At 68.3% G+C, this 19,310-nt stretch carries 19 protein-coding genes; 14 read left to right on the plus strand and 5 right to left on the minus strand.

The window, feature by feature from the left end; all coding sequences use genetic code 11:
• Positions 1-29: 29 nt before the first annotated feature.
• From ATI37_RS06215 to ATI37_RS06225, 3 genes are read left to right on the plus strand one after another with little or no spacing between them, the layout of a single operon-like run.
• Positions 30-722, plus strand: coding sequence for a sulfurtransferase (locus ATI37_RS06215; RefSeq protein ID WP_117237602.1), 693 nt, complete (start codon positions 30-32; stop codon positions 720-722).
• On the plus strand, positions 719-1,342 hold the full coding sequence (locus ATI37_RS06220; protein WP_117237603.1) for an MBL fold metallo-hydrolase: 624 nt from the start codon (positions 719-721) through the stop codon (positions 1,340-1,342). Before ATI37_RS06215 ends, ATI37_RS06220 begins: the two co-directional genes overlap by 4 nt.
• A complete protein-coding gene (locus ATI37_RS06225; RefSeq protein WP_117237604.1) occupies positions 1,330-2,061 on the plus strand; it encodes a zinc ribbon domain-containing protein in 732 nt (243 codons plus the stop codon). The genes ATI37_RS06220 and ATI37_RS06225 overlap by 13 nt, the downstream gene beginning before the upstream one ends.
• On the opposite strand, the gene ATI37_RS06230 is transcribed toward ATI37_RS06225, so the two are convergent.
• Positions 2,058-2,486: an OsmC family protein gene (locus tag ATI37_RS06230; protein WP_117237605.1), complete on the minus strand. Its 429-nt coding sequence runs from the start codon at positions 2,484-2,486 to the stop codon at positions 2,058-2,060. The two genes, ATI37_RS06225 and ATI37_RS06230, sit on opposite strands and share 4 nt — an antisense overlap.
• A gap of 79 nt (positions 2,487-2,565) precedes the next feature.
• Between ATI37_RS06230 and ATI37_RS06235 the strand changes: the two genes are divergently transcribed.
• The 5 genes from ATI37_RS06235 to truA all read left to right on the plus strand — a co-directional run bounded on the left by ATI37_RS06235 (position 2,566) and on the right by truA (position 7,866).
• Complete coding sequence (locus tag ATI37_RS06235; protein WP_117237606.1) at positions 2,566-3,342, plus strand: alkaline phosphatase family protein; 777 nt, start codon at positions 2,566-2,568, stop codon at positions 3,340-3,342.
• Positions 3,343-3,426: 84 nt separating this feature from the next.
• Complete coding sequence (locus ATI37_RS06240) at positions 3,427-4,422, plus strand: iron ABC transporter substrate-binding protein (RefSeq protein ID WP_117237607.1); 996 nt, start codon at positions 3,427-3,429, stop codon at positions 4,420-4,422.
• Between the two features lie 100 nt (positions 4,423-4,522).
• Positions 4,523-6,070 carry an ABC transporter permease gene (locus ATI37_RS06245; protein WP_117237608.1) on the plus strand — a complete coding sequence of 516 codons (1,548 nt, stop codon included), beginning with the start codon at positions 4,523-4,525 and terminating at the stop codon, positions 6,068-6,070.
• The gene (locus tag ATI37_RS06250; protein ID WP_117237609.1) at positions 6,049-7,086 is read left to right on the plus strand and encodes an ABC transporter ATP-binding protein; all 1,038 of its coding nucleotides are present in this window, start codon (positions 6,049-6,051) and stop codon (positions 7,084-7,086) included. Before ATI37_RS06245 ends, ATI37_RS06250 begins: the two co-directional genes overlap by 22 nt.
• A 9-nt stretch (positions 7,087-7,095) precedes the next feature.
• A complete protein-coding gene (gene truA, locus ATI37_RS06255; RefSeq protein WP_117237610.1) occupies positions 7,096-7,866 on the plus strand; it encodes a tRNA pseudouridine(38-40) synthase TruA in 771 nt (256 codons plus the stop codon).
• A 41-nt stretch (positions 7,867-7,907) separates the two neighbouring features.
• On the opposite strand, the gene ATI37_RS06260 is transcribed toward truA, so the two are convergent.
• The 4 genes from ATI37_RS06260 to erpA all read right to left on the minus strand — a co-directional run bounded on the left by ATI37_RS06260 (position 7,908) and on the right by erpA (position 12,537).
• Entirely contained in the window at positions 7,908-9,098 is a 1,191-nt protein-coding gene (locus ATI37_RS06260; RefSeq protein WP_117237611.1) for an ABC transporter permease, read from the minus strand.
• 10 nt (positions 9,099-9,108) lie between these two features.
• Complete coding sequence (locus tag ATI37_RS06265) at positions 9,109-10,119, minus strand: ABC transporter permease (RefSeq protein WP_117237612.1); 1,011 nt, start codon at positions 10,117-10,119, stop codon at positions 9,109-9,111.
• Between the two features lie 69 nt (positions 10,120-10,188).
• Entirely contained in the window at positions 10,189-12,036 is a 1,848-nt protein-coding gene (locus ATI37_RS06270; RefSeq protein ID WP_117237613.1) for a peptide ABC transporter substrate-binding protein, read from the minus strand.
• Positions 12,037-12,156: 120 nt separating this feature from the next.
• A complete protein-coding gene (erpA, locus tag ATI37_RS06275; protein WP_117237614.1) occupies positions 12,157-12,537 on the minus strand; it encodes an iron-sulfur cluster insertion protein ErpA in 381 nt (126 codons plus the stop codon).
• An 81-nt stretch (positions 12,538-12,618) separates the two neighbouring features.
• Here erpA and ATI37_RS06280 point away from each other — a divergent pair, with 81 nt between their 5' ends.
• From ATI37_RS06280 to ATI37_RS06305, 6 genes are all read left to right on the plus strand, one after another.
• Entirely contained in the window at positions 12,619-13,749 is a 1,131-nt protein-coding gene (locus tag ATI37_RS06280; RefSeq protein WP_117237615.1) for a M24 family metallopeptidase, read from the plus strand.
• A gap of 67 nt (positions 13,750-13,816) precedes the next feature.
• Positions 13,817-14,749 (plus strand): ribose-phosphate diphosphokinase, encoded by a 933-nt coding sequence (locus ATI37_RS06285; protein WP_117237616.1) that lies wholly within the window; start codon positions 13,817-13,819, stop codon positions 14,747-14,749.
• A gap of 3 nt (positions 14,750-14,752) precedes the next feature.
• Complete coding sequence (locus ATI37_RS06290; RefSeq protein ID WP_117237617.1) at positions 14,753-15,448, plus strand: alpha/beta hydrolase; 696 nt, start codon at positions 14,753-14,755, stop codon at positions 15,446-15,448.
• A gap of 64 nt (positions 15,449-15,512) precedes the next feature.
• Complete coding sequence (locus tag ATI37_RS06295; protein WP_232822456.1) at positions 15,513-16,064, plus strand: DUF72 domain-containing protein; 552 nt, start codon at positions 15,513-15,515, stop codon at positions 16,062-16,064.
• 16 nt (positions 16,065-16,080) lie between these two features.
• Complete coding sequence (gene speA / locus ATI37_RS06300) at positions 16,081-17,973, plus strand: biosynthetic arginine decarboxylase (RefSeq protein ID WP_117237618.1); 1,893 nt, start codon at positions 16,081-16,083, stop codon at positions 17,971-17,973.
• 232 nt (positions 17,974-18,205) lie between these two features.
• Positions 18,206-19,243 carry a GGDEF domain-containing protein gene (locus ATI37_RS06305; protein ID WP_408646653.1) on the plus strand — a complete coding sequence of 346 codons (1,038 nt, stop codon included), beginning with the start codon at positions 18,206-18,208 and terminating at the stop codon, positions 19,241-19,243.
• The last annotated feature ends 67 nt before the right edge of the window (positions 19,244-19,310 follow it).

Raw genomic sequence — 19,310 nt, forward strand, 5'->3', positions numbered from 1 at the left:
CTTATCCATAGCCCCCCTATAATCAGGTCATGGAGCTTCCTAAAGACGCGGTCCTGGTGGACACGAGGCCCCGCCCTGCCTACGAGGCGGGCCACCTCCCCGGGGCCCGGCACCTGGACCTCTCCGCTCCTCGGCTTCGCTTGAGGGAAGAAGCGGAGCTAAGGGCCCTCGAGGCGGCTCTCACCGAGCTCTTCCAGAGCCTGGGCCTGAAAGGCCGGGTGGTCCTCTACGATGAGGGCCTCACCAGCCGCCTCTGCCGCACCGCCTTCTTCCTGGGGCTTGGGGGGCTGGAGGTGGAGCTTTGGACCGAGGGCTGGGAGGCCCTAGCCACGGAGAAGGAGGAGCCCAAGCCCGAGCCCACGGACACCGTGGCCCGCCTCAGGCGGGACTGGCTCCTCACCGTTGATGAGGCCGCCCGCCACCCCCTCCTCCTGGACGTGCGGAGCCCCGAGGAGCACAAGGGCCTGGTCTACCCCCCCTGCTGCCCCCGGGGGGGGCGCATCCCCGGAAGCAGGAACGCCCCCCTGGAGCTCTTTCTGGAACCAAGGACCGTGCTGGAGCGGCTGGGGCTGGAACCGGGGCAGGAGGTGGGACTCTACTGCCACTCCGGGGCCCGGAGCTCCCTCGCCTTCTTCATCCTGAGGAGCCTCGGGGTCAAGGCCCGGAACTACCTGGGTTCGCTGCACGAGTGGCTCCAGGAGGGCCTGCCCACGGAGCCATGAGGGCCTTCCGCCTCACCGTGGGCCCCTTGGGGGAGAACGCCTACCTGGTGGAAACCCCCCTGGGCGGGGTCTTCGTAGACCCGGGGGACGAGGCCCCAAGGCTCCTCGCCCTAGCGGAGGAGGCGGGGATCCCCCCCAGGGCCATCCTCCTCACCCACGCCCACTTTGACCACCTGGGGGCGGTGGCCCCCCTGGTGGAGGCTTTGGGCCTTCCCGTCTTCCTCCACCCCCTGGACCTGCCCCTCTACGAGAAGGCAGCGGAGACGGCCGCCCTCTTCGGCCTCACCATCCCGCCCCCGCCCCCCGGGGTAGAGCCCCTGGAGGAGGGGATGGAGGTCTATGGCCTAAAGGTCTGGCACCTGCCTGGGCATAGCCCCGGTCACGTGGCCTTCTTGGACCAGGAAGGGAACCAGGTCTTCTCCGGGGACCTCCTCTTCCAGGGAAGCGTGGGCCGCTACGACCTCCCCGGGGCCGACCCCGAGGCCCTCTTTTCCTCCCTCAAGCGCCTCCTCACCCTGCCCCCGGAAACCCAGGTCCACCCCGGGCACGGGCCAAGCACCACCTTGGGCCTCGAGGCCCGCACCAACCCCTTTCTTCTGGGTTTAGAATGGGAGGCGTGAACGGGGCGGAGGCACTGAGGGCACTGCACGCGCTACAGGAAAAGGACCTGGAAATAGACCGATTGCAAAAGGAAGCGGAAACCCTTCCCGAAGACCTCCTTGCCCTAAAGGCCCGGGTGGAGGCCCTGGAGGCGGAGCTCATGGCCCTCCTGGAACGCCAGGCGGAGCTCAGAAAAGCCTACGCCCGCCACAGCCTGGACATAGAGGACCTTGCGGCCAAGGAAAAGCAGGCGGAGGCGGAGCAGCGCCAGGCGCAGAGCGCCCGCGAGCAGACCCAGTACGAGAACCGCATCCAGCAGATCAAGGACCGCATCCGGGAGCTTTTGGAGCTCTCCACCCCCATCATGGAGGCCATGGAGGAGGTGGAAGCGGCGATCGCCCGGGTGGAGGAGGTCCTTACGGGCCTCAAGCCCCGCCTAGAGGAACTTCTGAGGGAAAACGCTGAGCGGGTGGAGGCCCTAAAGGGGGAGATCCTCAAGCTCCAGGGGGAGCGGGAGGCCATGGCCCAGGGGATCCCTGCCCCTGTGCTCAAGGAGTACGAGGCCATCCGCAGGGCCAAGCGGGGGACCGGGGTGGTGCGCATGCTGCCGAAGGGCCAGGTCTTTCGCTGCGAGGGGTGCAACGTGGTCCTGCCCACCCACGTAGCCCAGAAGGTGATCCAGGCGCACCTTACCCGCTGCCCCTCCTGCGGCCGCCTTCTCTGGAAGGGAGAGGCCTAGAGAAGGCGGGCCTCGAGGGCAATCTCCCCCACTCCCGCCAGAGCCCGGGAAACGGGACAACCCTCCTTGGCGGCCTGGGCGATCTCCTGGAACTTCTCCGGGGCGATCCCCGGCACCTCCGCCTCGGTAAAGAGCTCAATACGGGTAATGGTAGGCTTGCCCTCCACCATCTCCAGGTGCACCCGGGCCTCGGTGGAGACCCGCTTGGGAGGGAACCCCTCCCGCTCCAGGGAAGCGGAAAGGGCCATGGAGAAGCACCCCGCATGGGCTGCGGCGATGAGCTCCTCGGGGTTGGTCCCCTCCCCCTCCTCAAAGCGGGAGGGGAAGGAGTAGGGGCCCTGGAAGGCCTGGCTGCCGAGCTTCATAACCCCTTGCCCCGAACGCAGCCCGCCTTCCCAAACCGCTTCGGCTTTTCTCACCGCCATAGGCTTACCTCCACCCGCAGGATACCCCGATCCACCCCCTCCCTTTGCGCACGGGCGCACCTTTTGCCAAACTGGGAGGGTGCTCTTCCTCTTTGTGGACGGCCTGGGCCTGGGGGAGGCGTTGGAAGGCCTCTTCCCCTTGCTCCTGGAGCTGAACCCCCACCCCCTGGACGCCACCTTGGGGGTGGAGGGCCTGCCCCAGTCGGGCACGGGCCAGACCGCCCTCCTCACCGGGGTGAACGCCGCCAGGCTTCTGGGCCACCACCAGGGTCCCTTTCCCAGCCCCCGCTTAAGGCCCCTCCTGGTAAAGAGCCTCTACGCCTGGGCTAGAGAACGGGGCCTCCGCGTCCTCCACGCCAACGCCTACCGCCCCGAGTACCTGGAAAGGGCCATCCGCGGAGGGCGGCTCCTCCTCTCCGCCTTCGCCCAGGGGGCCCTTCTCGCCGGCCTTCCCCTCCTGCGCCTAGGCCACCCCCTGGCCCTTCCCCCTGGCTTCTGGGAAGACCCCTACGGCGTAGGGGCCAAGGCGGCGGCCCTGGCCCGGGACTTCCCCCTGGTGGTTCTGGAGTACTGGGCCCTGGACCTGGCGGCCCATCGGGACCCGGAGGCCGTTCCCGGGCGCTTCCGGGAGCTTTCCGGATTTCTCCGGGGCTTCTTGGAGGAAGGGGGGGAGCTCCTCCTCTCCTCCGACCACGGGAACGCCGAGGAGCCCTGGCACCCCCGGCACACCCAAAACCCCGTTCCCCTGGTTTACACCAGCCAGGCGCCCCCGCCCCCTTCGGACTTGACGGGGTTTTTCCCCTGGATGCAAGCGATTCTCACTTCTAAACTCAATAAACCCGACCGGAATACTTGACTTTTGCTCCCCCCCAGGGTAGAGTGCTCAGGCGGAGGGCGCCCTCGCCCCGGGAACTCCCGGGAAACCCTAAAGGAGGTACGCGTGGAACGCAGAAAGCTCCTCATCCTTATCGGCGTGGCGGCTCTAAGCCTGGGCCTAGCCCAGGGGCAGACCCTCACCATCTACTCCGGTCGTGGCCAGGCCTTGGTGGAGCCCCTGGTGAGGCAGTTTGAGCGGGAGACAGGCATCCGGGTCCAGGTGCGCTACGGCACCGACGCCCAGATGCTGGCCGCCTTGCAGGAGGAGGGAAGGCGCTCCCCCGCGGACGTGTTCTGGGGGAACACCTCCGGAGCCTTGGGCCAGGCGGCGGCCAGGGGGCTCCTGAGGCCCCTGGGGGAAACCCTCTTGCGCCAGCCCGTGGCCTTTACCCCGGCCTCCAAGGCCTGGGTCCCCGTGACCCTGCGCCTCAGGGTCCTGGCCTACAACCCCGAGAAGTTCCGGGCCCAGGAGTTCCCGCAAAGCATCCTGGACCTACCCCGCTTCGCCCGGGAGAGGGGCCTTGGGGGGCGGGTGGGCTGGACCCCCACCTACTCCAGCTTCCAGGACATGGTGGCGGCGATGATCGCCCTCCACGGGGAGGCCAGGGCCCGGGAGTGGCTGGAGGGGATGCGGGCCCTCTCCCCCAGGGTCTACGCCTCCAACACGGCCATGCTGGACGCCATCCGGGCAGGGGAGATCGACCTCGCCTCCACCAACCACTACTACGTGGTGCGCTTCCAGCGGGCGGGATACAGGCTTGACATGTACCAGTTCCCCGACGGGGACGTGGGCAACCTGGCCCTGATCACGGGGGCGGGGATTCTGAGGACGAGCAACAACCTCACCGCTGCCACCCGCTTCCTCACCTACCTCCTCTCCCCCAAGGCCCAGCAGTACTTCGTGGGCAACATCGGCGAGTACCCCTTGGTGGGAGGCGTCGTGGCCGACCCGAGGCTCCTTCCCCTCGAGGAGGCCCTGGCCAAAAGCCCCAGGCCGGACCTTGAGCAGCTCCCCCTGGACCAGGCCCTGAGGCTGCTTCGGGAACTGGGCATCCTGTGAGACCACCCCATCCTGGCCCAGGCCAGGATGGGGGCCCCGGGAGCCCCATGGAGACATCCCGCATGGGTTTAAGAAGGCGGAGGATCCAGGAGGAAGGGGCATGACCCTAAGGCTTCCCCACCTCCCGGGGCTCATACCCTTCCTCATCCCCGCCCTCCTCACGGGGGGCGGGGTGGCCCTGCCCCTCCTCTACCTGGTCCTGAGGGCCCTGGAGGCCGAGCCCGAGGCCCTCTGGGAGATCGTCCTCAGGCCCAAGAACCTGGAGCTTCTGGGGAACACCCTCCTCCTCCTCCTGGGGGTCCTCCTCCTCACCACCCTCCTCGCCCTTCCCCTGGCCTTCCTCACCACCCGCACGGACCTCAAGGGGAAGCGCCTCTTCGCCCTTCTCCTCACCCTGCCCCTGGCCATCCCCGGCTACGTGGGGGCCTACGTCCTCCTGGCGGCCACCGGGCCCGGGGGCATCCTGCCCCTGCCGCGGCTCGAGGGGTACTGGGGGGCTCTTCTGGTCCTCTCCTTCATCACCTACCCCTACCTCTTCCTCTCCCTCAGGGCGGCCTTCTTGGGGCTAGACCCCTCCTTGGAGGAAGCGGCCCGCACCCTGGGGCTAGGGCCCTTCAGGGCTTTCCTCAGGGCCGCCTTCCCCCAGCTCCTCCCCGCCCTCCTCGGGGGCCACTTGGTGGTGGGCCTCCACGTCCTGGGGGATTTCGGCACCGTGAGCCTCCTGCGCTACGAGACCTTCTCCTACGCCATCTACCTGCAGTACAGCGCCGCCTTTGACCGGGTCTACGCCGCCTGGCTAGCCCTCTTCCTCCTCCTCCTCACCGGAGGGCTTCTCCTCTTGGAAGGCCTCCTCCTCCGCCGCCTGGCCCTGGCGCGAACGGGCAAGGGGGCGAGCCGAAGGGCCCGGCCGGTGCACCTGGGGGCCTTCGCTCCCCTGGCCTACCTCCTGGTCCTCCTCCCCGTCCTCCTGGCCCTGGTCCTGCCCCTCTACGCCCTCCTCCACCTGGCAAGCCGCTTCCCCAGGGAAAACCTCCAGGGGGTCTCCGAGGCCCTCTTCCACTCCGCCCTGGCGGCCGCGCCCACGGCCCTCCTCGCCGTGGGCATGGCCCTGCCCATCGCCTACTTGGCGGTGCGCTACCCCTCTTCCGCCTCCCGCCTTCTGGAGCGCCTGGCCTACCTGGGCTACGCCATCCCACCCCTGGCCTTCGCCCTGGCCTGGATCTTCTTTAGCCTCCGGAGCCTCCCCTTCCTCTACGCCAGCCTCCCCCTCCTCATCCTGGTCCTGGCCCTCCACTTCCTGGCGGAAAGCCTGGGGCCCATCCGGGGAGCCCTGCACCAGGTGCCCCGGAGGCTGGAGGAGGCGGCCAGGACCCTGGGGGAGACCCCCACGGGGGCCTTCTTCCGGGTCACCTTCCCCCTCCTCTGGCGGGGGGCGGCAGCAGGAGGGGCTTTGGCCTTCATCGGGGCGGTGAAGGAACTCCCGATCACCCTCCTCCTGGCCCCCATGGGCTACAGCACCCTGGCCACCCGGGTTTTGGGCTACACTCAGGAAGCCATGTTCGCCGAGGCCGCCCCCTTCGCCCTCCTCATCGTCCTCCTCTCGGCGGCCTTCGTGGGGGTGTTGCTTTGGAGCGAGCGCCGCTTCTAGAGCTAGAGGGGATCCGGAAGCGCTTTGGCGAGCACGAGGTGCTGAAGGGGATAGACCTCAAGGCCTACCCCGGGGAGATCCTGGCCCTCCTCGGCCCCTCGGGGTGCGGCAAGACCACCCTCCTCCGGATCGTCGCCGGGCTGGAAAGCCCCGAGGTGGGGCGGGTCCTCCTCGAGGGGCGGGACATCACCCCCCTGCCCCCAGAGCGGCGTGGGATCGGCTTCGTCTTCCAGGACTACGCCCTCTTCCCCCACCTCACCGCCCTCGGCAACGTGGCCTTCGGCCTCAAGGGCAAAGACCGTCTGGAGCGGGCGAGGAGGGCCCTGGAGCGGTTGGGGATGACCCTCTTCCAGAACCGCAGGCCGGGGGAGCTCTCCGGGGGGCAGCAGCAGCGCATCGCCCTGGCCCGGGCCCTGGCCCCTGGACCCAAACTGGTCCTCCTGGACGAGCCCTTCTCCAGCCTGGACGCCGGGCTCAGGGCCGCCACCCGGGAGGAGGTGCGCAAGGTCTTGAAGGAGACGGGCACCACCGCCATCCTGGTGACCCACGACCAGGAGGAGGCCCTCTCCTTCGCCGACCGCCTGGGGGTCATGCGGGGGGGGAGGCTTCTGCAGGTGGGGACCCCTGAGGAGATCTACCTCCGGCCCCAGACCCCCTTCGTGGCCCAGTTCCTGGGGCGCACCAACCTCCTCCCCGGGGAGGGAAAGGGGAGGTACGCGGAGACCTGCCTGGGCCCCGTGCTCCTGGCCGAGCCCGCCAAGGGCCCCCTCCTCCTCTCCCTGAGGCCGGAGGCCCTGAGGCTCGTCCCCCCAGGAAAGGGGCCTCTGGGGGAGGTGGTGGCCCGGGAGTTCAAGGGGCACGACCTCACCTACCGGGTGCGCCTCCTTTCGGTGGAGCGGGAGGTGCTGGTGCAGGAAAACCCCACCACCCCCTACCGGGTGGGGGACCGGGTGGGCCTGGAGGTCGTGGGGGAAGGGGTGGCCCTCGAGGCCAAGACCCCCGTGGGCACGGACTAAGCTAACCCCGTGCGCCGCCTCCTCCTCCTCGCCGAGTACGACGGGACCCATTTCGCCGGCCTGCAGAGGCAGAGGGAGGGCCTGCGCACCGTCCAGGGGGAGCTGGAAAGGGCCCTCTCCCGGATCGGGGCCCTCCCCAAGGCGGTGGCCGCGGGGCGCACCGACGCTGGGGTCCACGCCCTCGCCATGCCCTTCCACACAGACCTCGAGGGCCGGATCCCCGTGGAAAAGGTGCCCGAGGCCCTGAACCGCCTCCTCCCCGAGGACCTGAAGGCCGTGGCCGCCAGGGAGGTGGCCCCGGATTTCCACGCCCGGAAGGACGCACTCTGGCGGGCCTACCGCTACCGGGTCCTCCTGCGACCCCACCCCTCCCCCCTCCTCCGCCACCGGGCCCTCTGGCTAAGGGGGCCCCTGGACCTCCCGGCCATCCGGGAGGCCCTCCCCCTCCTCCTCGGGCGGCACAACTTCCTGGGCTTCGCCAAGGAGGAAACCCGGGAGGGGGCGCGGGAGCTTTTGGAGGCCCGCCTCGAGGTCCTGGAAGGGGAGTGGGGCCTGGAGGTGCGCTTCTACTTCAAGGGCAGAAGCTTCCTCCGGGGCCAGGTCAGGGGCATGGTGGGGACCCTTCTGGAGGTGGGCCTGGGGAAGCGGCCCCCGGAGAGCCTCAGGGCCATCCTGGAGACCGGGGACCGCCGCCTGGCCGGCCCCAGCGCCCCGGCCATGGGGCTTTACTTCCTCGAGGCCGCCTACCCGGAGGAAAAACTGAAGCCCCCGGGCCCTTAGGCTTAGGCAGCCCAGGGGCTTAGGCCCTCCCCGGCGTCCCCCTAGAGGCGGCTCCTGGGGTCTAAGGCATCCCTAAGGCCATCCCCCACGAAGTTGAAGGCCAGGACGGTGATGAAGATCATGAACCCCGGGGGCAGGGCCAGCCAAGGGGCCATGAAGATGTACTCCTGGGCATTGGCCAGCATGTTCCCCCAGGTGGCCACCGGAGGCTGGATGCCGAAGCCCAGGAAGGAGAGCCCCGACTCCACCAGGATGGCGTAGCCCACCTGCAGCGTGGCCAGGACGATCAGGGGGGCCAGGGCGTTGGGGATGAGGTGGCGGAAGAGGATGCGCCCGTCCGTGGCCCCCAGGGCCTGGGCCGCGGTGGTGTAGTCCTGCTCCCTCAGGGAGAGGATGTTGCCCCGCACGATCCGGGCCGGGGTGAGCCAGCCGAAGAGGAGGAGGATGGCGATGATGATGAAGACGCTAGCCGCGTCCCCCAAGACCCCCTGGGCCCACTGGCCCACGGGCACCCGGGGGTCCCGCAGGAGGGCGGAGAGGACGAGGAGGAGGGGAAGGGTGGGGATGGTGAGCATGAAGTCGATGAGCCGGCTGATGGCGGTGTCCAAGTCCAGCCGGATCTCGCCCCAAAGCCCCCAGAAGGCGGCGTAGAGCACCAGGGCTGAACCCAGCACCAGGAATACGTAGGAGCCCAAGGCGCCCTCAGCCCGGCCCACCTCGGTGACGCCCAAGAACATCTGGAAGAGCAGGAAGAGAACGCCGTAGTAGAGGCCCCAGGAGAGGACGCGCCAAAGGGCGAAGCTCCAGGGATAAAACCCCTCCTTGGCCTGGCGCAGGGGTCCCAGGTAGAAGCGCAGGGGCCGCCCGGCGAAGTACCCCGCCAGGGCGCCCATGAAGAGGCCCACCAGCACGCTGGAGAGGGCCACGGAGAAGCCCACGAGGAGGGAGACCCTGGCCCCGTACATGAGGCGGGAGAGCACGTCCCGCCCCAGGTCGTCGGTGCCCAGGAGGTGCTCCCGGCTCGGGGGGGCGAAGATGCGCTCCGCCAGGTCCTCCCCTCGAGGCTGGGCAAAGGGATCGTAGGGGGCGATCCAAGGGGCCAGGAGGGCCATCAGGAGGAGGGTGGCGATCACCGCTAGGCTGGCCATGGCCAGCCGGTGCCGACGGAACCGGCGCCAGAAGGTCCTCCAGAAAGTCCTGGGTTCGGAAGGGGAAACCATTGCCCGCTGCATGCACCGCCTCCTAGCTGTAGCGGATCCTGGGGTCCACCAGGGCGTAGGCCAGGTCCGCCAAGAGGTTGAAAAGGGCCACCATCAGGGCCAAAAAGGCCAGGGCGGCCATGGCCACGCTGTAGTCCTTCTCCACCAGGGCGTCGAAGATGGCCCGCCCCATCCCGGGGTAGCTGAAGATGGTCTCGGTGAGAACCGCCCCGCTCATCACCCCAGGGATGGCCAGGCCCACCAGGGTGACGATGGGGATCAGGGCGTTCCTGAGGGCGTGCTTGTAGAGGACTAGCCGCTCGGCGAGCCCCTTGGCCCGGGCGGTGCGGACGTAGTCCTGGGAGAGCACCTCCAGGAGGGAAGCCCGCATGAACCGGGTCCACTCCGCCATGGAGGAGGTGGCGAGGACCAGAACCGGGAGGACCAGGTGCCAGGCCCAAAGCCCCAGGAAGGTGCCGAGGCTCACCAACCCCTGGCGCACCTCCTCAAAGAGGAAGGGGGGCACCCCCCCGGTGGGGAACTGGGGAAAGCCGGGTATGAGCTCCGGCAGGCGGACGGCGAAGAGGTAGAGGAGGAGGATGCCCAGGAAGAAGTTGGGGATGGAGAGGCCGACGAAGGCGAGAAAGGTGATGGTGTAGTCCGCTGGGGTGTACTGGCGCACCGCGGAGAAGACCCCCACGGGGATGGCCACCACCAAGGCCAAGAGCAGGGCCAGGCCCGAGAGGAGGAGGGTGCGGGGGAGGCGCTGCTCAAAGATGTACTCCGCTGCGGGGATGCCGTAGGTGCGGCTGTAGCCCAAATCCCCTTGGAGAGCCCGGGTGAGCCACTTGGCGTAGCGGATGTGCAGGGGATCGTCCAGGCCGTAGGCCTTGCGCAGGGCCTCTAGCTGCTCGGCGGTGATGCGGGGGTTTTGCATCCGCACCTCGTCCAAGGGGTCCCCCGGCTGGAGGGCCAGGAGGGCGAAGATGACGAAAGAGGCCGCCAGGAGCAAAGGGATCATCTGCAAAAGCCTCCTTACGGTGTAAGCGAACATGCCACCTCCTTTTATGCGTCGGCAAAAAGCCTGCTGGGGAGACCCCCAGCAGGCCCGACTATACCACGCCTAGCGGACGGTGAGGGCGTAGCGGGCCTGGTCCCAGCGCTTCTCCGCCCCCCGCTGCGTCCAGCCGATGGTCCAGGGCTCCCAGTTGGGGTAGTTGTAGCCGCCGGAGTAGGCGGCGCTCACGTAGTTCACCAGACCCCTGCGGACAATGAGGGGGTCGGCGCGGAAGTAGAGGGGCAGGGAGGCCACCTCCTCGGCCCAGATCTCCTGCATCCGGTCAAAGAGGGCCTTGCGCCGAGCGGGGTCAAACTCCACCACCGCCTGGTCCCGAAGGCGGTCGTACTCCTCGTTGCACCAGCCGCCCACGTTCTGCCCCTGGTAGTTGTTCTCCCGGGTGGGGCGGAAGCGGCAGGAGAAGAGGTCCCCGTTCTCCACCAGGCTGGAGACCCAGGCGAACATGAACATGCCCGTCCAACGGCCCTCGGAGGCCCGCTGGATGAAGTCGTCGGCGAAGACCACGGCGCTGGGGGCGTTGTTGATCCGGACGGCGATGCCGATCCTGCGGAAGTCCTCGGCCACGAACTGCTGGAACCGTTCCCGCACCACGTTGCCCGCCGTGGTCACCCACTCGATCTCAAAGCGCACGGTGCGGCCGTCCACGGTGCGCTGCAGGATCCCGTCCGGCCCCGGCCGCCAGCCCATCTCCGCCAGGAGGGCCCGGGCCCGGTCCAGGTTGTACTCGTACCTCCGCACGTTGGGGTTGTACAGGGGGTTGACCGGGGCGATCCAGGTGTGGGAGACGGGCTGGAGGCCCTGGAAGAAGGTGCGCACGAAGCCCTCGCGGTTGATGGCGTGGAGAAGGGCCTGGCGGGTGCGCTTATCGTTCAGGCCCAGGTCCCGCACCTGGGGTACGTTGGCGAACTGGTTCACGTCGATGTGCTCCCAGATGGCCCCAGGGACGAACCAGGTGTCAAAGCTCCCCCGGGTCCGCTGCACCAGCTGGGGCGCCCGGGCCTGGTCAAAGGTCAGGCCCACCCGGGAGAGAGCGTCGATGCTCCCGCCCATGATGGCCACCTGGAGGGAGTTGGTGTTCTGGATGAAGCGGTAGACCACCCGCTGCACGTACCTGTCGGCCCCACCCGGAGGGGTGATGGGGAACTGCGGGTTGCGGGCCAGCTCCACCGTGCTCCCGGGCACCCAGCGCCGGAAGACGAAGGGCCCGGAGTAGACCATCTCGCCCCGGTTCAGGTAGGCGGGGGTGGAGAACTGGGTGAAGAAGGCGCGGTAGATCTCCGCTAGCCGGGCGGCGTCCCTCTGGGGGTCCAGGGCTGCGGTCTGGCGCTTCACCTGCTCCCAAGCGGGCCCCATGATGTGCCTGGGAGCGTAGCCGATGGGGCTCCCGATGAGGTCCGTGGCAAAGGCGGGCTCAAAGATCACCGTGAAGTTGCGGGCATCCCGCACCCGGAGGTTCACCCGCTCCCAGTAGTCGGGGTTGAGGACGGGCATCCCTTTGGCCTTGCCCACCTCAAAGTAGAACTGCACGTCCTCGGTGGTGATGGGGCGGCCATCGGACCAGCGGGCGTCAGGCCGGATGGTGATGTCGATCTCCAGGCGCCTCCGCCCCTGGCCGATGTCCGTGAAGCGGACCCGGCCGTTTTGGATGGTGGGCACCTCCGTGGCCAAGACGGCGGTGTTCTGCCCGTCCAGGTTCAGGGTGATGAAGGGAACGTAGAGGTAGTTCTCGATCTCCGCCTTGATGGACTGGTTGGAGATGATGGAGAGGAAGTCCCCCGCCAGCACCCTGGGCTCCTGGGAGGCCCCGATGACCAGGCTGTTATCCGCAGGCCCCGCTAGGGCCAGGCCCAAGGCTGTTAAACCGAGTACAACCAGCTTACCTACTCTCCTCATGTGGCCTCCTTTTCTAAAACTAGCGGCACCCTCTTAGTGGCCAGGGGCATTTTAACCCGGCTCGCCCCTAAGGTCAATGAAAAAAGGGTTAGAAGCCTGAGATCAGGCTCCCTCCAGGGCTTAGTGGCCGCAGGTGCGGGCCTCCCCCTCCTGCTCCTTGGTGCGGAAGGAGTGGCCGCAGCCGCAGGTGCTTATGGCGTTGGGGTTGTGGACGGTGAAGCCGCCCCCCATGAGGCTTTCCACCCAGTCTATCTCCGAGCCCGCCAGGTAAGGGAGGGACCTGGGGTCCACCACCAGGCGCACCCCGTGCATCTCCACGAAGGTGTCCCCCGCAAGCTCCCTTTCGTCCACGGCCATGCCGTACTGGAAACCCGAGCAGCCCCCAGACTTGATGTAGACCCGGATGGCCGCGTGCTCCTTCCCGTAGCGGGCCAGGATCTCCTTGGCCTTTTCCGCCGCCAAAGGGGTGATGCGGACGACCGCTTCCTGGGCTTCTACCATTCCTCAAACCTCCCTAGCAGTAAGGCTAGCACGGTGGGGATGGGGAAAGGTGAGGCAGGTTCCAAGGGGTAGGATGGGGGCATGGACGTGTCCTGCGTGCAGGGGGTCCTAAGGGAAGAGGGGTTTGACGGCTGGCTCCTCTACTCCTTCGGGCGGAGCAACCCTTTGGCCCTTCAGGTCCTGGGCCTCAGCCACCTCCACCTCACCCGCCGCCTGGCCTACTTCATCCCGAGGGAGGGGGAACCCACCCTCCTCGGCCACGCCATAGAGGCGAGCCTCCTCCCTTCCCTGCCCGGAAGGCAGCTTCTCTACCACACCTGGCAGGGATTCTTGGAAGGCCTTTCCCAGGCCCTCGAGGGCTTCAGGCGCATCGCCTTGGAGTACGTCCCCGGGGGGCAGATCCCCTACCTCTCCCGGGTGGACGGGGGCACCCTGGACCTCCTCAGGGGGATGGGCTTGGAGCCCGCCTCCTCCTGGCCCCTCCTCCTCCTCTTTCAGACCTGGGACGAGGGGAAGCTAAAAAGCCACAAAAGGGCCGCAGCCGGGCTCGTCCAGGCCCGGGATGCAGGATTGGCCCTCCTCCGGGAAAACCCCAAGGCCACGGAACGGGAGGTCCAGGGGAGGATGGCCCAGGTCCTGGAGGGGCTTGGCCTGGTCTTTGACCACCCCCCCATGGTGGCCTTCGGCAAAAACAGCGCCAACCCCCACCACACCCCGGGGGAGAAGGGCCTCGAGGCGGGGGAGGTGGTCCTCCTGGACCTCTGGGCCAAGGAACTGGGCGGGGTCTACGCCGACCTCACCTGGATGGCGGGGCTCGGGGTGGGCGAGGCCGCCCACCGGGCCTTCCAGGCCGTGAGGGAGGCCCGGGACCGGGCCATCGCCTTCGTGGAGGGGGCCCACCGGGAAGGGCGCCGCCCCAAGGGGTACGAGGTGGACCGCGCGGCCCGGGGGGTCCTCGAGGCCCTGGGGTACGGCCCCTACATCCGCCACCGCACGGGGCACCACCTGGGGGAGGAGGTCCACGGCTCCGGGCCGCACCTGGACGACCTGGAAACCCACGACTTCCGCCCCCTGGTGCCGGGCCTGGCCTTCACCGTGGAGCCCGGGGTCTACCTGCCGGATTTCGGGGTGCGCACGGAGGTGGACGTCTACCTCCATCCCCAGGGCCCGGAGGTCACCACCCCCCTCCAAGAGGCCATCACCCCCCTCTAACCACCCCATCCCGGCCCTCGCCGCAGCGGGGGCCCTGATCCGGGGGCGTGGTATCTTGGGGAACGGCATGGACCGCCCCTTGCTCCTCTTCTCTGGCCAATCCAACCGGCCCCTGGCCCAGGCCATCGCCGAGGCCCTGGACATCCCCTTGGGCAGGAGCACCACCCAGCGCTTCGCCAACGACAACCTCTTCGTCCGCTTTGAGGAGAGCCTCAGGGAAGGGGACGTCTTCCTCGTCCAATCCCTGACCCCCCCGGTGCAGGACCACCTCATGGAGCTCCTCATGATGGTGGACGCCGCCAAGGGGGCCAGCGCCGCCCGGGTCACCGCCGTCATCCCCTACTTCTCCTACGCCCGCAGCGACAAGAAGGACGCCCCCCGGATCTCCATCGCCGCCCGGCTCGTCGCCGACCTCCTGCAGACCGCCGGGGCCGACCGGGTCCTCACCATGACCCTCCACTCCCCCCAGGTCCACGGCTTCTTCAAGATCCCCGTGGACCACCTCTCCGCCGAGCCGGTGATCGCTAACCACTTCGCTACCCGGGTGGACCTGGAGGAGGCTGTGGTGGTGGCCCCGGACGCCGGGAACCTCAAGCGGGCAAGCTCCTTGGCGCGAAGGCTTGGCCTCCCCCTGGCCTTCATCGACAAGGAACGGGTCTCCGACACCGAGGTGCGGGTGAGGATGCTGGTGGGGGAGGTCAAGGCGAGGACGGCCCTCATCGTGGACGACGAGATCTCCACCGGGGGGAGCCTGGTGGAGGCGGTGGAGGCCCTCCTGCAGGCGGGGGCCAAGGAGGTCTACGCCGCCGCCACCCACGGGGTCTACGTGGGCCCGGCCCTGGAGCGGATCGCCGAAAGCCCCGTGAAAGAGGTGGCGGCCACGGATACCTGCCCTCCCAGGAGGGGTCCCAAGCTGAAGACCCTCACTGTGGCCCCCCTCTTCGCCGAGGCCATCTGGCGGATCCACCGGGGAGAGTCGGTGTCCAGCCTTTTCACCTAGGCGATGGAAGCGCGCCTCACCCTGGCGGGCCTTCCCCTCCTGGCCCGGATTCCCCCAAGCCCCAGAGCCCTCCTCCTGGCCCTTCACGGCCTCCAGGGTTCCAAAGAGCTAATCCTCTCCCTCCTTCCCGGCTACCTCGAGGCGGGCTTCCTCCTCCTGGCCCCCGATGCCCCGAGGCACGGGGAGCGGGGAAGCCCCCCCTCGGCCAAGAGCCCAAGCTACGTGGAGGAGGTCTATCAAGTAGCCCTGGCCTTCGCCGAGGAGGCCTGGCGAGTGGCGGAGGAGGCCCAAAGCCGCTACGCCCTCCCCCTCTTCCTGGCAGGGGGGAGCCTGGGGGCCTTTGTGGTCCACCTCCTCCTCTCCAGGGGCTTCCGGCCAAAGGCGGCCCTGGCCTTCATCGGCAGCGGCTTTCCCATGAAGCTCCCCCAGGGGCAAAGGCTCCAAGACCCCAGGGTGGAGGCCCTCTACCAGACCCCCCCGGCCATGCAGGGGGAGGCCTACGGGGGCGTGCCCCTCCTCCACCTCCACGGCACCAGGGACCTGATCGTGCCCCTGGAGAGGGTGGAAAGGACCCTGGAGGCCCTTAGGCCCCACTACCCCGAGGGACGCCTGGCCCGCTTTGTGGAGGAGGGGACGGGGCACACCCTCACCCCCCTCATGGCCCGGGTGGGGCGGGCCTTTTTGGAGGCATGGCTCTGACGCCCTCCCGCCCTGGCCTAGACCGGGACGGGGACCCCGGCCGTGAGCCGGTAGGGGTTGCAAGGTGAAGGCTTCCGGAGGCATCCAGGTTGGGCTTCAGGGCTACTGGGGCTACCCCGGGGGGTTCAAGGCCTACCGCCAGGCCTTCCCCACGGTGGAGCTCTCCTGGTGGCACCGCCTTCCCGACGAGAAGACCCTAAGCCGCCTAAGGGCCCTGGCCCCCGAAGGGTTCCTCTTCAGCGCCTACGGCCACAAGCACCTCACCTACAGGCCCAGCGGGGAGGAAAGGCACACCTTGAGACGCTTCCTTAGGCGCTTCAAGCGCCTTGGGGAAAAGCGAGGGGCGGTGCGCCTCCTCGTCCCCCAAGGGGTGGAAGAGGGGGCCTTCTCCTCTTGGTTGGACCTCCTGGAGGAGGTGGTGGCAGAAATAGGCCCAACCCCCCTCTTCTTCCAGGCCCCCGAGGCCCTGAGGCCCCTCTTGCGGGAGCGGGGCTACGCCCTGGTGAACGGGGCAGGCCCCTTCCTCTACCTCCTGGACCCCCCAAGGCTAGGGGAAGGGAAGGGCTTCGCCTACTTCTCCTCTTCCCAAGCCCTGGCCCAGGCCCTACACTCATAGGGGAGGTTGACCCGGATTGAGGACGGCCAAGCGCTTTTCCCCCAAGGAAGCCGAGGAGATCTACCTGGTGCCCTACTGGAGCGGGGGCTTCTTCCGCGTGGGCGAGGACGGGGAACTGGAGGTGACCCCCTTGGGTCCCAAGGGACCCGCGGCCTCCCTTTTGGAGATCGTGGAAGCCCTCAGAGACGAGGGGCGGCCCCTGCCCCTGGTCCTCCGCTTTCCCCAGATCCTCGAGGCCCGGGTAAAGGAGCTCAACGAGGCCTTTTTCAAGGCCATGGAGAAGTATGGGTACCAGGGCACCTACCGCGGGGTCTACCCGGTGAAGGTGAACCAGCGCCGCCTAGTCCTGGAGACCGTGGCCAGGGTGGGCAGGCCCTACCACTATGGCCTCGAGGCGGGCAGCAAGGCGGAGCTGGCCCTGATCCTGGCCCAGGACCTCTCCCAGGAGGCCCTGGTCACCATCAACGGCTTCAAGGACGATGACTTTATCCGCCTGGCCCTCACGGGGAAAAAGCTGGGCCGCAACGTGGTCATCACCCTGGAGAAGTTCGCCGAGCTCCCCCGGGTCCTCCGCCTCTCCCGGGAGCTGGGGGTGGCGCCCAGCCTGGGCATCCGCTACAAGCTCAAGGCCAAAGGGGCGGGGCAGTGGGAGGCCTCGGGGGGGGAGAACGCCAAGTTTGGCCTCACCACCCCGGAGATCGCGCGGGCAGTGGAGGTCCTGAGGGACCAGGGCCTCCTGGACACCCTGGTCATGGTCCACGCCCACATCGGCAGCCAGGTGACGGACATCCGCCGCATCAAGGCCGCGGTGCGGGAGGCGGCCCAGACCTACGTCCAGCTCCGGAAACTCGGGGCCCCCCTCCGCTACCTGAACCTGGGCGGGGGCCTGGCCGTGGACTACGATGGCTCCAAGACCAACTTCTACGCCTCCGCCAACTACACCCTCTCCGAGTACGCCGAGGACCTGGTCTACGTGACCAAGGAGGTGGTGGAGGCCCACGGGGAGCCCCATCCCATCCTGGTGACGGAGTCGGGGCGGGCGGTCACCGCCTACCACCAGGTACTGGTCCTGGAGGTGACCGATGTGATCACCCCCCCTGGCGAGGAGCGGCCCCAGGCCCCGGGGGAGGAGGCCCACCCCCTGGTCCACGAGCTTTGGGAGGGCCTGCAAGGCCTCTCCGCCAAGAACTTCCGCGAGGTCTACCACGATGCCTTCGCCGACAAGGAGACCCTGCAGACCCTTTACGACCTGGGCCTGGTCTCCTTGAAAGACCGGGCCCTGGCAGAGGAGATCTTCTACCACACCGCCCGGAGGGTCTACGCCATCGTCCAGGGGCTCCCCTACGCCCCGGACGAGTTTGAGGATCTGGAGAAGCTCCTCGCCGACAAGCTGGTGTGCAACTTCTCCATCTTCCAAAGCCTGCCCGACGCCTGGGCCATCCACCAGCTCTTCCCCATCGTCCCCCTGAGCCGACTCCGGGAGCCCCCGAGCCGCAGGGCCACCCTGGTGGACATCTCCTGCGACTCCGACGGCAGGATAGACCGCTTTATAGACCTCCACGACGTGCGCGCCGCCCTGCCCGTCCACGCCATCCGCCCTGGGGAGCCCTACTACCTAGGGGTCTTCCTGGTGGGGGCCTACCAGGACGTCTTGGGCTCCAACCACAACCTCTTCGGCCAGGTGGGGGAGGCCCACGTAGAGGTGGGGGAGGAAGGCTTCGCCATCCAGCGCTTTGTGCCTGGGGAGACGGCGGAGAGGGTCATTGAGAAGATGGGCTTCACCGCCCGGGAACTAACGCTGGGGGTGGAGCGCCTGGTGCGGCAAAGCCGGCTCTCCCCGGCGGAGAAGGGGGCCTTCTTGGAGCGCTACGCCCGGGAGCTTCAGGGCTACACCTACTTGGAGGACTAAGTGCCCGCACTTTGGTTTCGCAACATGGGAAGCCCAAGTCAGGGCTATGGGGGAACTTTTTGGGGCCCCCGCCGCGGTGAAAGCCGCGGTGGGGTGCTTAATGCCACCCCATGCTGGCCTAAGCCAGCATGGGGGCCCCGGAAGGAGGGCATTAAAGACCGTTAAGGCTCCGTTAAGGGGTCTGGGCCATGATGGGGGTATGGCCCGGGCTAGGATGTACCCTGAGGGTATCTTGCACCCCACCCTCGAGCTCCTGGACCCCCTGAACCCGGTGCGGCGGCGGATGGCCCTCTGGCTTCTGCCCCTAGGAGGCCTCCTCGCCCTGGTGGCCCTCCTGGCCTCGAGGTCTGGCCTAGACCCCGTGGACCGGGTCTTCCTCCCCCTCATGGCCGTGGGCCTCCTCGTCCTGGCCTTGTCCCTGAAGCGCTACCCCGCCTCCGCCCGCTGGGCCATTCCCACGGCCCACGCCCTCATCGCCCTCTACCCCTTCTCCACCCTCACCTACCAACTCCTCTCCGCCGCCAACCCCCAGAGCCTCTCCCCCGCCACTTTCTGGGTGCCCTTCCTCTACTTCTCCGGCTACCTCTTCTTCCCCACCCAAAAGGCCCTGCGCTTGGCCCTCCTCTACCTCCTTGGCCTCTTTCTCCTGGCCCTTTTGGGAAGCCTCCGGGGCCACTACACCCCCGTGCACCTCAACGCTCTGGCCCAGTTCCTGGGCTCCAACCTGGCCTACTTGGGCCTCCTCTCCCTGCTGGTCCGCCTCAAGGAAGGGTACTTCGAGGCCCAGCTGGACGCCTATACCGACTTCCTCACCGGGCTGAGAAACCGGCGCTACCTGGAGCTCGTCCTGGAGCGGGAGCTCTTCCGCGTGGCCCGCTACGGCCGCCCCCTCTCCCTCGTCGTCCTGGACCTGGACGGCTTCAAGGGGGTGAACGACACCCACGGCCACGAGGTGGGGGACCGGGTCCTTCGGGCCCTCGCCCAGTGCCTGGAGGCCCACCTTCGCCAAAGCGACCGCGCGGTGCGCCTTGGGGGAGAGGAGTTCGCCTTGGTGCTGCCCGAAACGGCGCTTCCCCAGGCCTTCCGCCTGGCCGAGCGCCTGCGCCAAGGGGTGGCCGCCCTGAAGGTGCCCCCGGTAGAGCAGCTTTCCGCGAGCTTCGGCGTGGCCCAGGCGAACCCCACCGACTCCCCCCTCTCCCTCCTCAAGCGGGCGGACGAGGCCCTCTACCGGGCCAAGCGCCGGGGGAAAAACCGGGTGGAGAGCGCCTGAATCCTCGTAGGAGAATTCCACTCCTCTAGCCCTCCTAAGCCGAAGGAAACGCCCTTTCCTTTGAGGG

Origin of the sequence: Thermus sediminis, from assembly GCF_003426945.1 — a bacterium.
Classification (GTDB): Bacteria; Deinococcota; Deinococci; order Deinococcales; family Thermaceae; genus Thermus; species Thermus sediminis.

Excerpts from the sequence above, each read along its gene's own strand:
- ATI37_RS06215 (WP_117237602.1), top strand. The coding sequence starts at position 30 with ATGGAGCTTCCTAAAGACGCGGTCCTGGTGGACACGAGGCCCCGCCCT.
- ATI37_RS06220 (WP_117237603.1), top strand. The coding sequence starts at position 719 with ATGAGGGCCTTCCGCCTCACCGTGGGCCCCTTGGGGGAGAACGCCTAC.
- ATI37_RS06225 (WP_117237604.1), top strand. The coding sequence starts at position 1,330 with ATGGGAGGCGTGAACGGGGCGGAGGCACTGAGGGCACTGCACGCGCTA.
- ATI37_RS06230 (WP_117237605.1), bottom strand. The coding sequence starts at position 2,486 with ATGGCGGTGAGAAAAGCCGAAGCGGTTTGGGAAGGCGGGCTGCGTTCG.
- ATI37_RS06245 (WP_117237608.1), top strand. The coding sequence starts at position 4,523 with ATGACCCTAAGGCTTCCCCACCTCCCGGGGCTCATACCCTTCCTCATC.
- ATI37_RS06260 (WP_117237611.1), bottom strand. The coding sequence starts at position 9,098 with ATGCAGCGGGCAATGGTTTCCCCTTCCGAACCCAGGACTTTCTGGAGG.
- ATI37_RS06265 (WP_117237612.1), bottom strand. The coding sequence starts at position 10,119 with ATGTTCGCTTACACCGTAAGGAGGCTTTTGCAGATGATCCCTTTGCTC.
- ATI37_RS06270 (WP_117237613.1), bottom strand. The coding sequence starts at position 12,036 with ATGAGGAGAGTAGGTAAGCTGGTTGTACTCGGTTTAACAGCCTTGGGC.
- erpA (WP_117237614.1), bottom strand. The coding sequence starts at position 12,537 with ATGGTAGAAGCCCAGGAAGCGGTCGTCCGCATCACCCCTTTGGCGGCG.
- ATI37_RS06280 (WP_117237615.1), top strand. The coding sequence starts at position 12,619 with ATGGACGTGTCCTGCGTGCAGGGGGTCCTAAGGGAAGAGGGGTTTGAC.
- ATI37_RS06285 (WP_117237616.1), top strand. The coding sequence starts at position 13,817 with ATGGACCGCCCCTTGCTCCTCTTCTCTGGCCAATCCAACCGGCCCCTG.
- ATI37_RS06290 (WP_117237617.1), top strand. The coding sequence starts at position 14,753 with ATGGAAGCGCGCCTCACCCTGGCGGGCCTTCCCCTCCTGGCCCGGATT.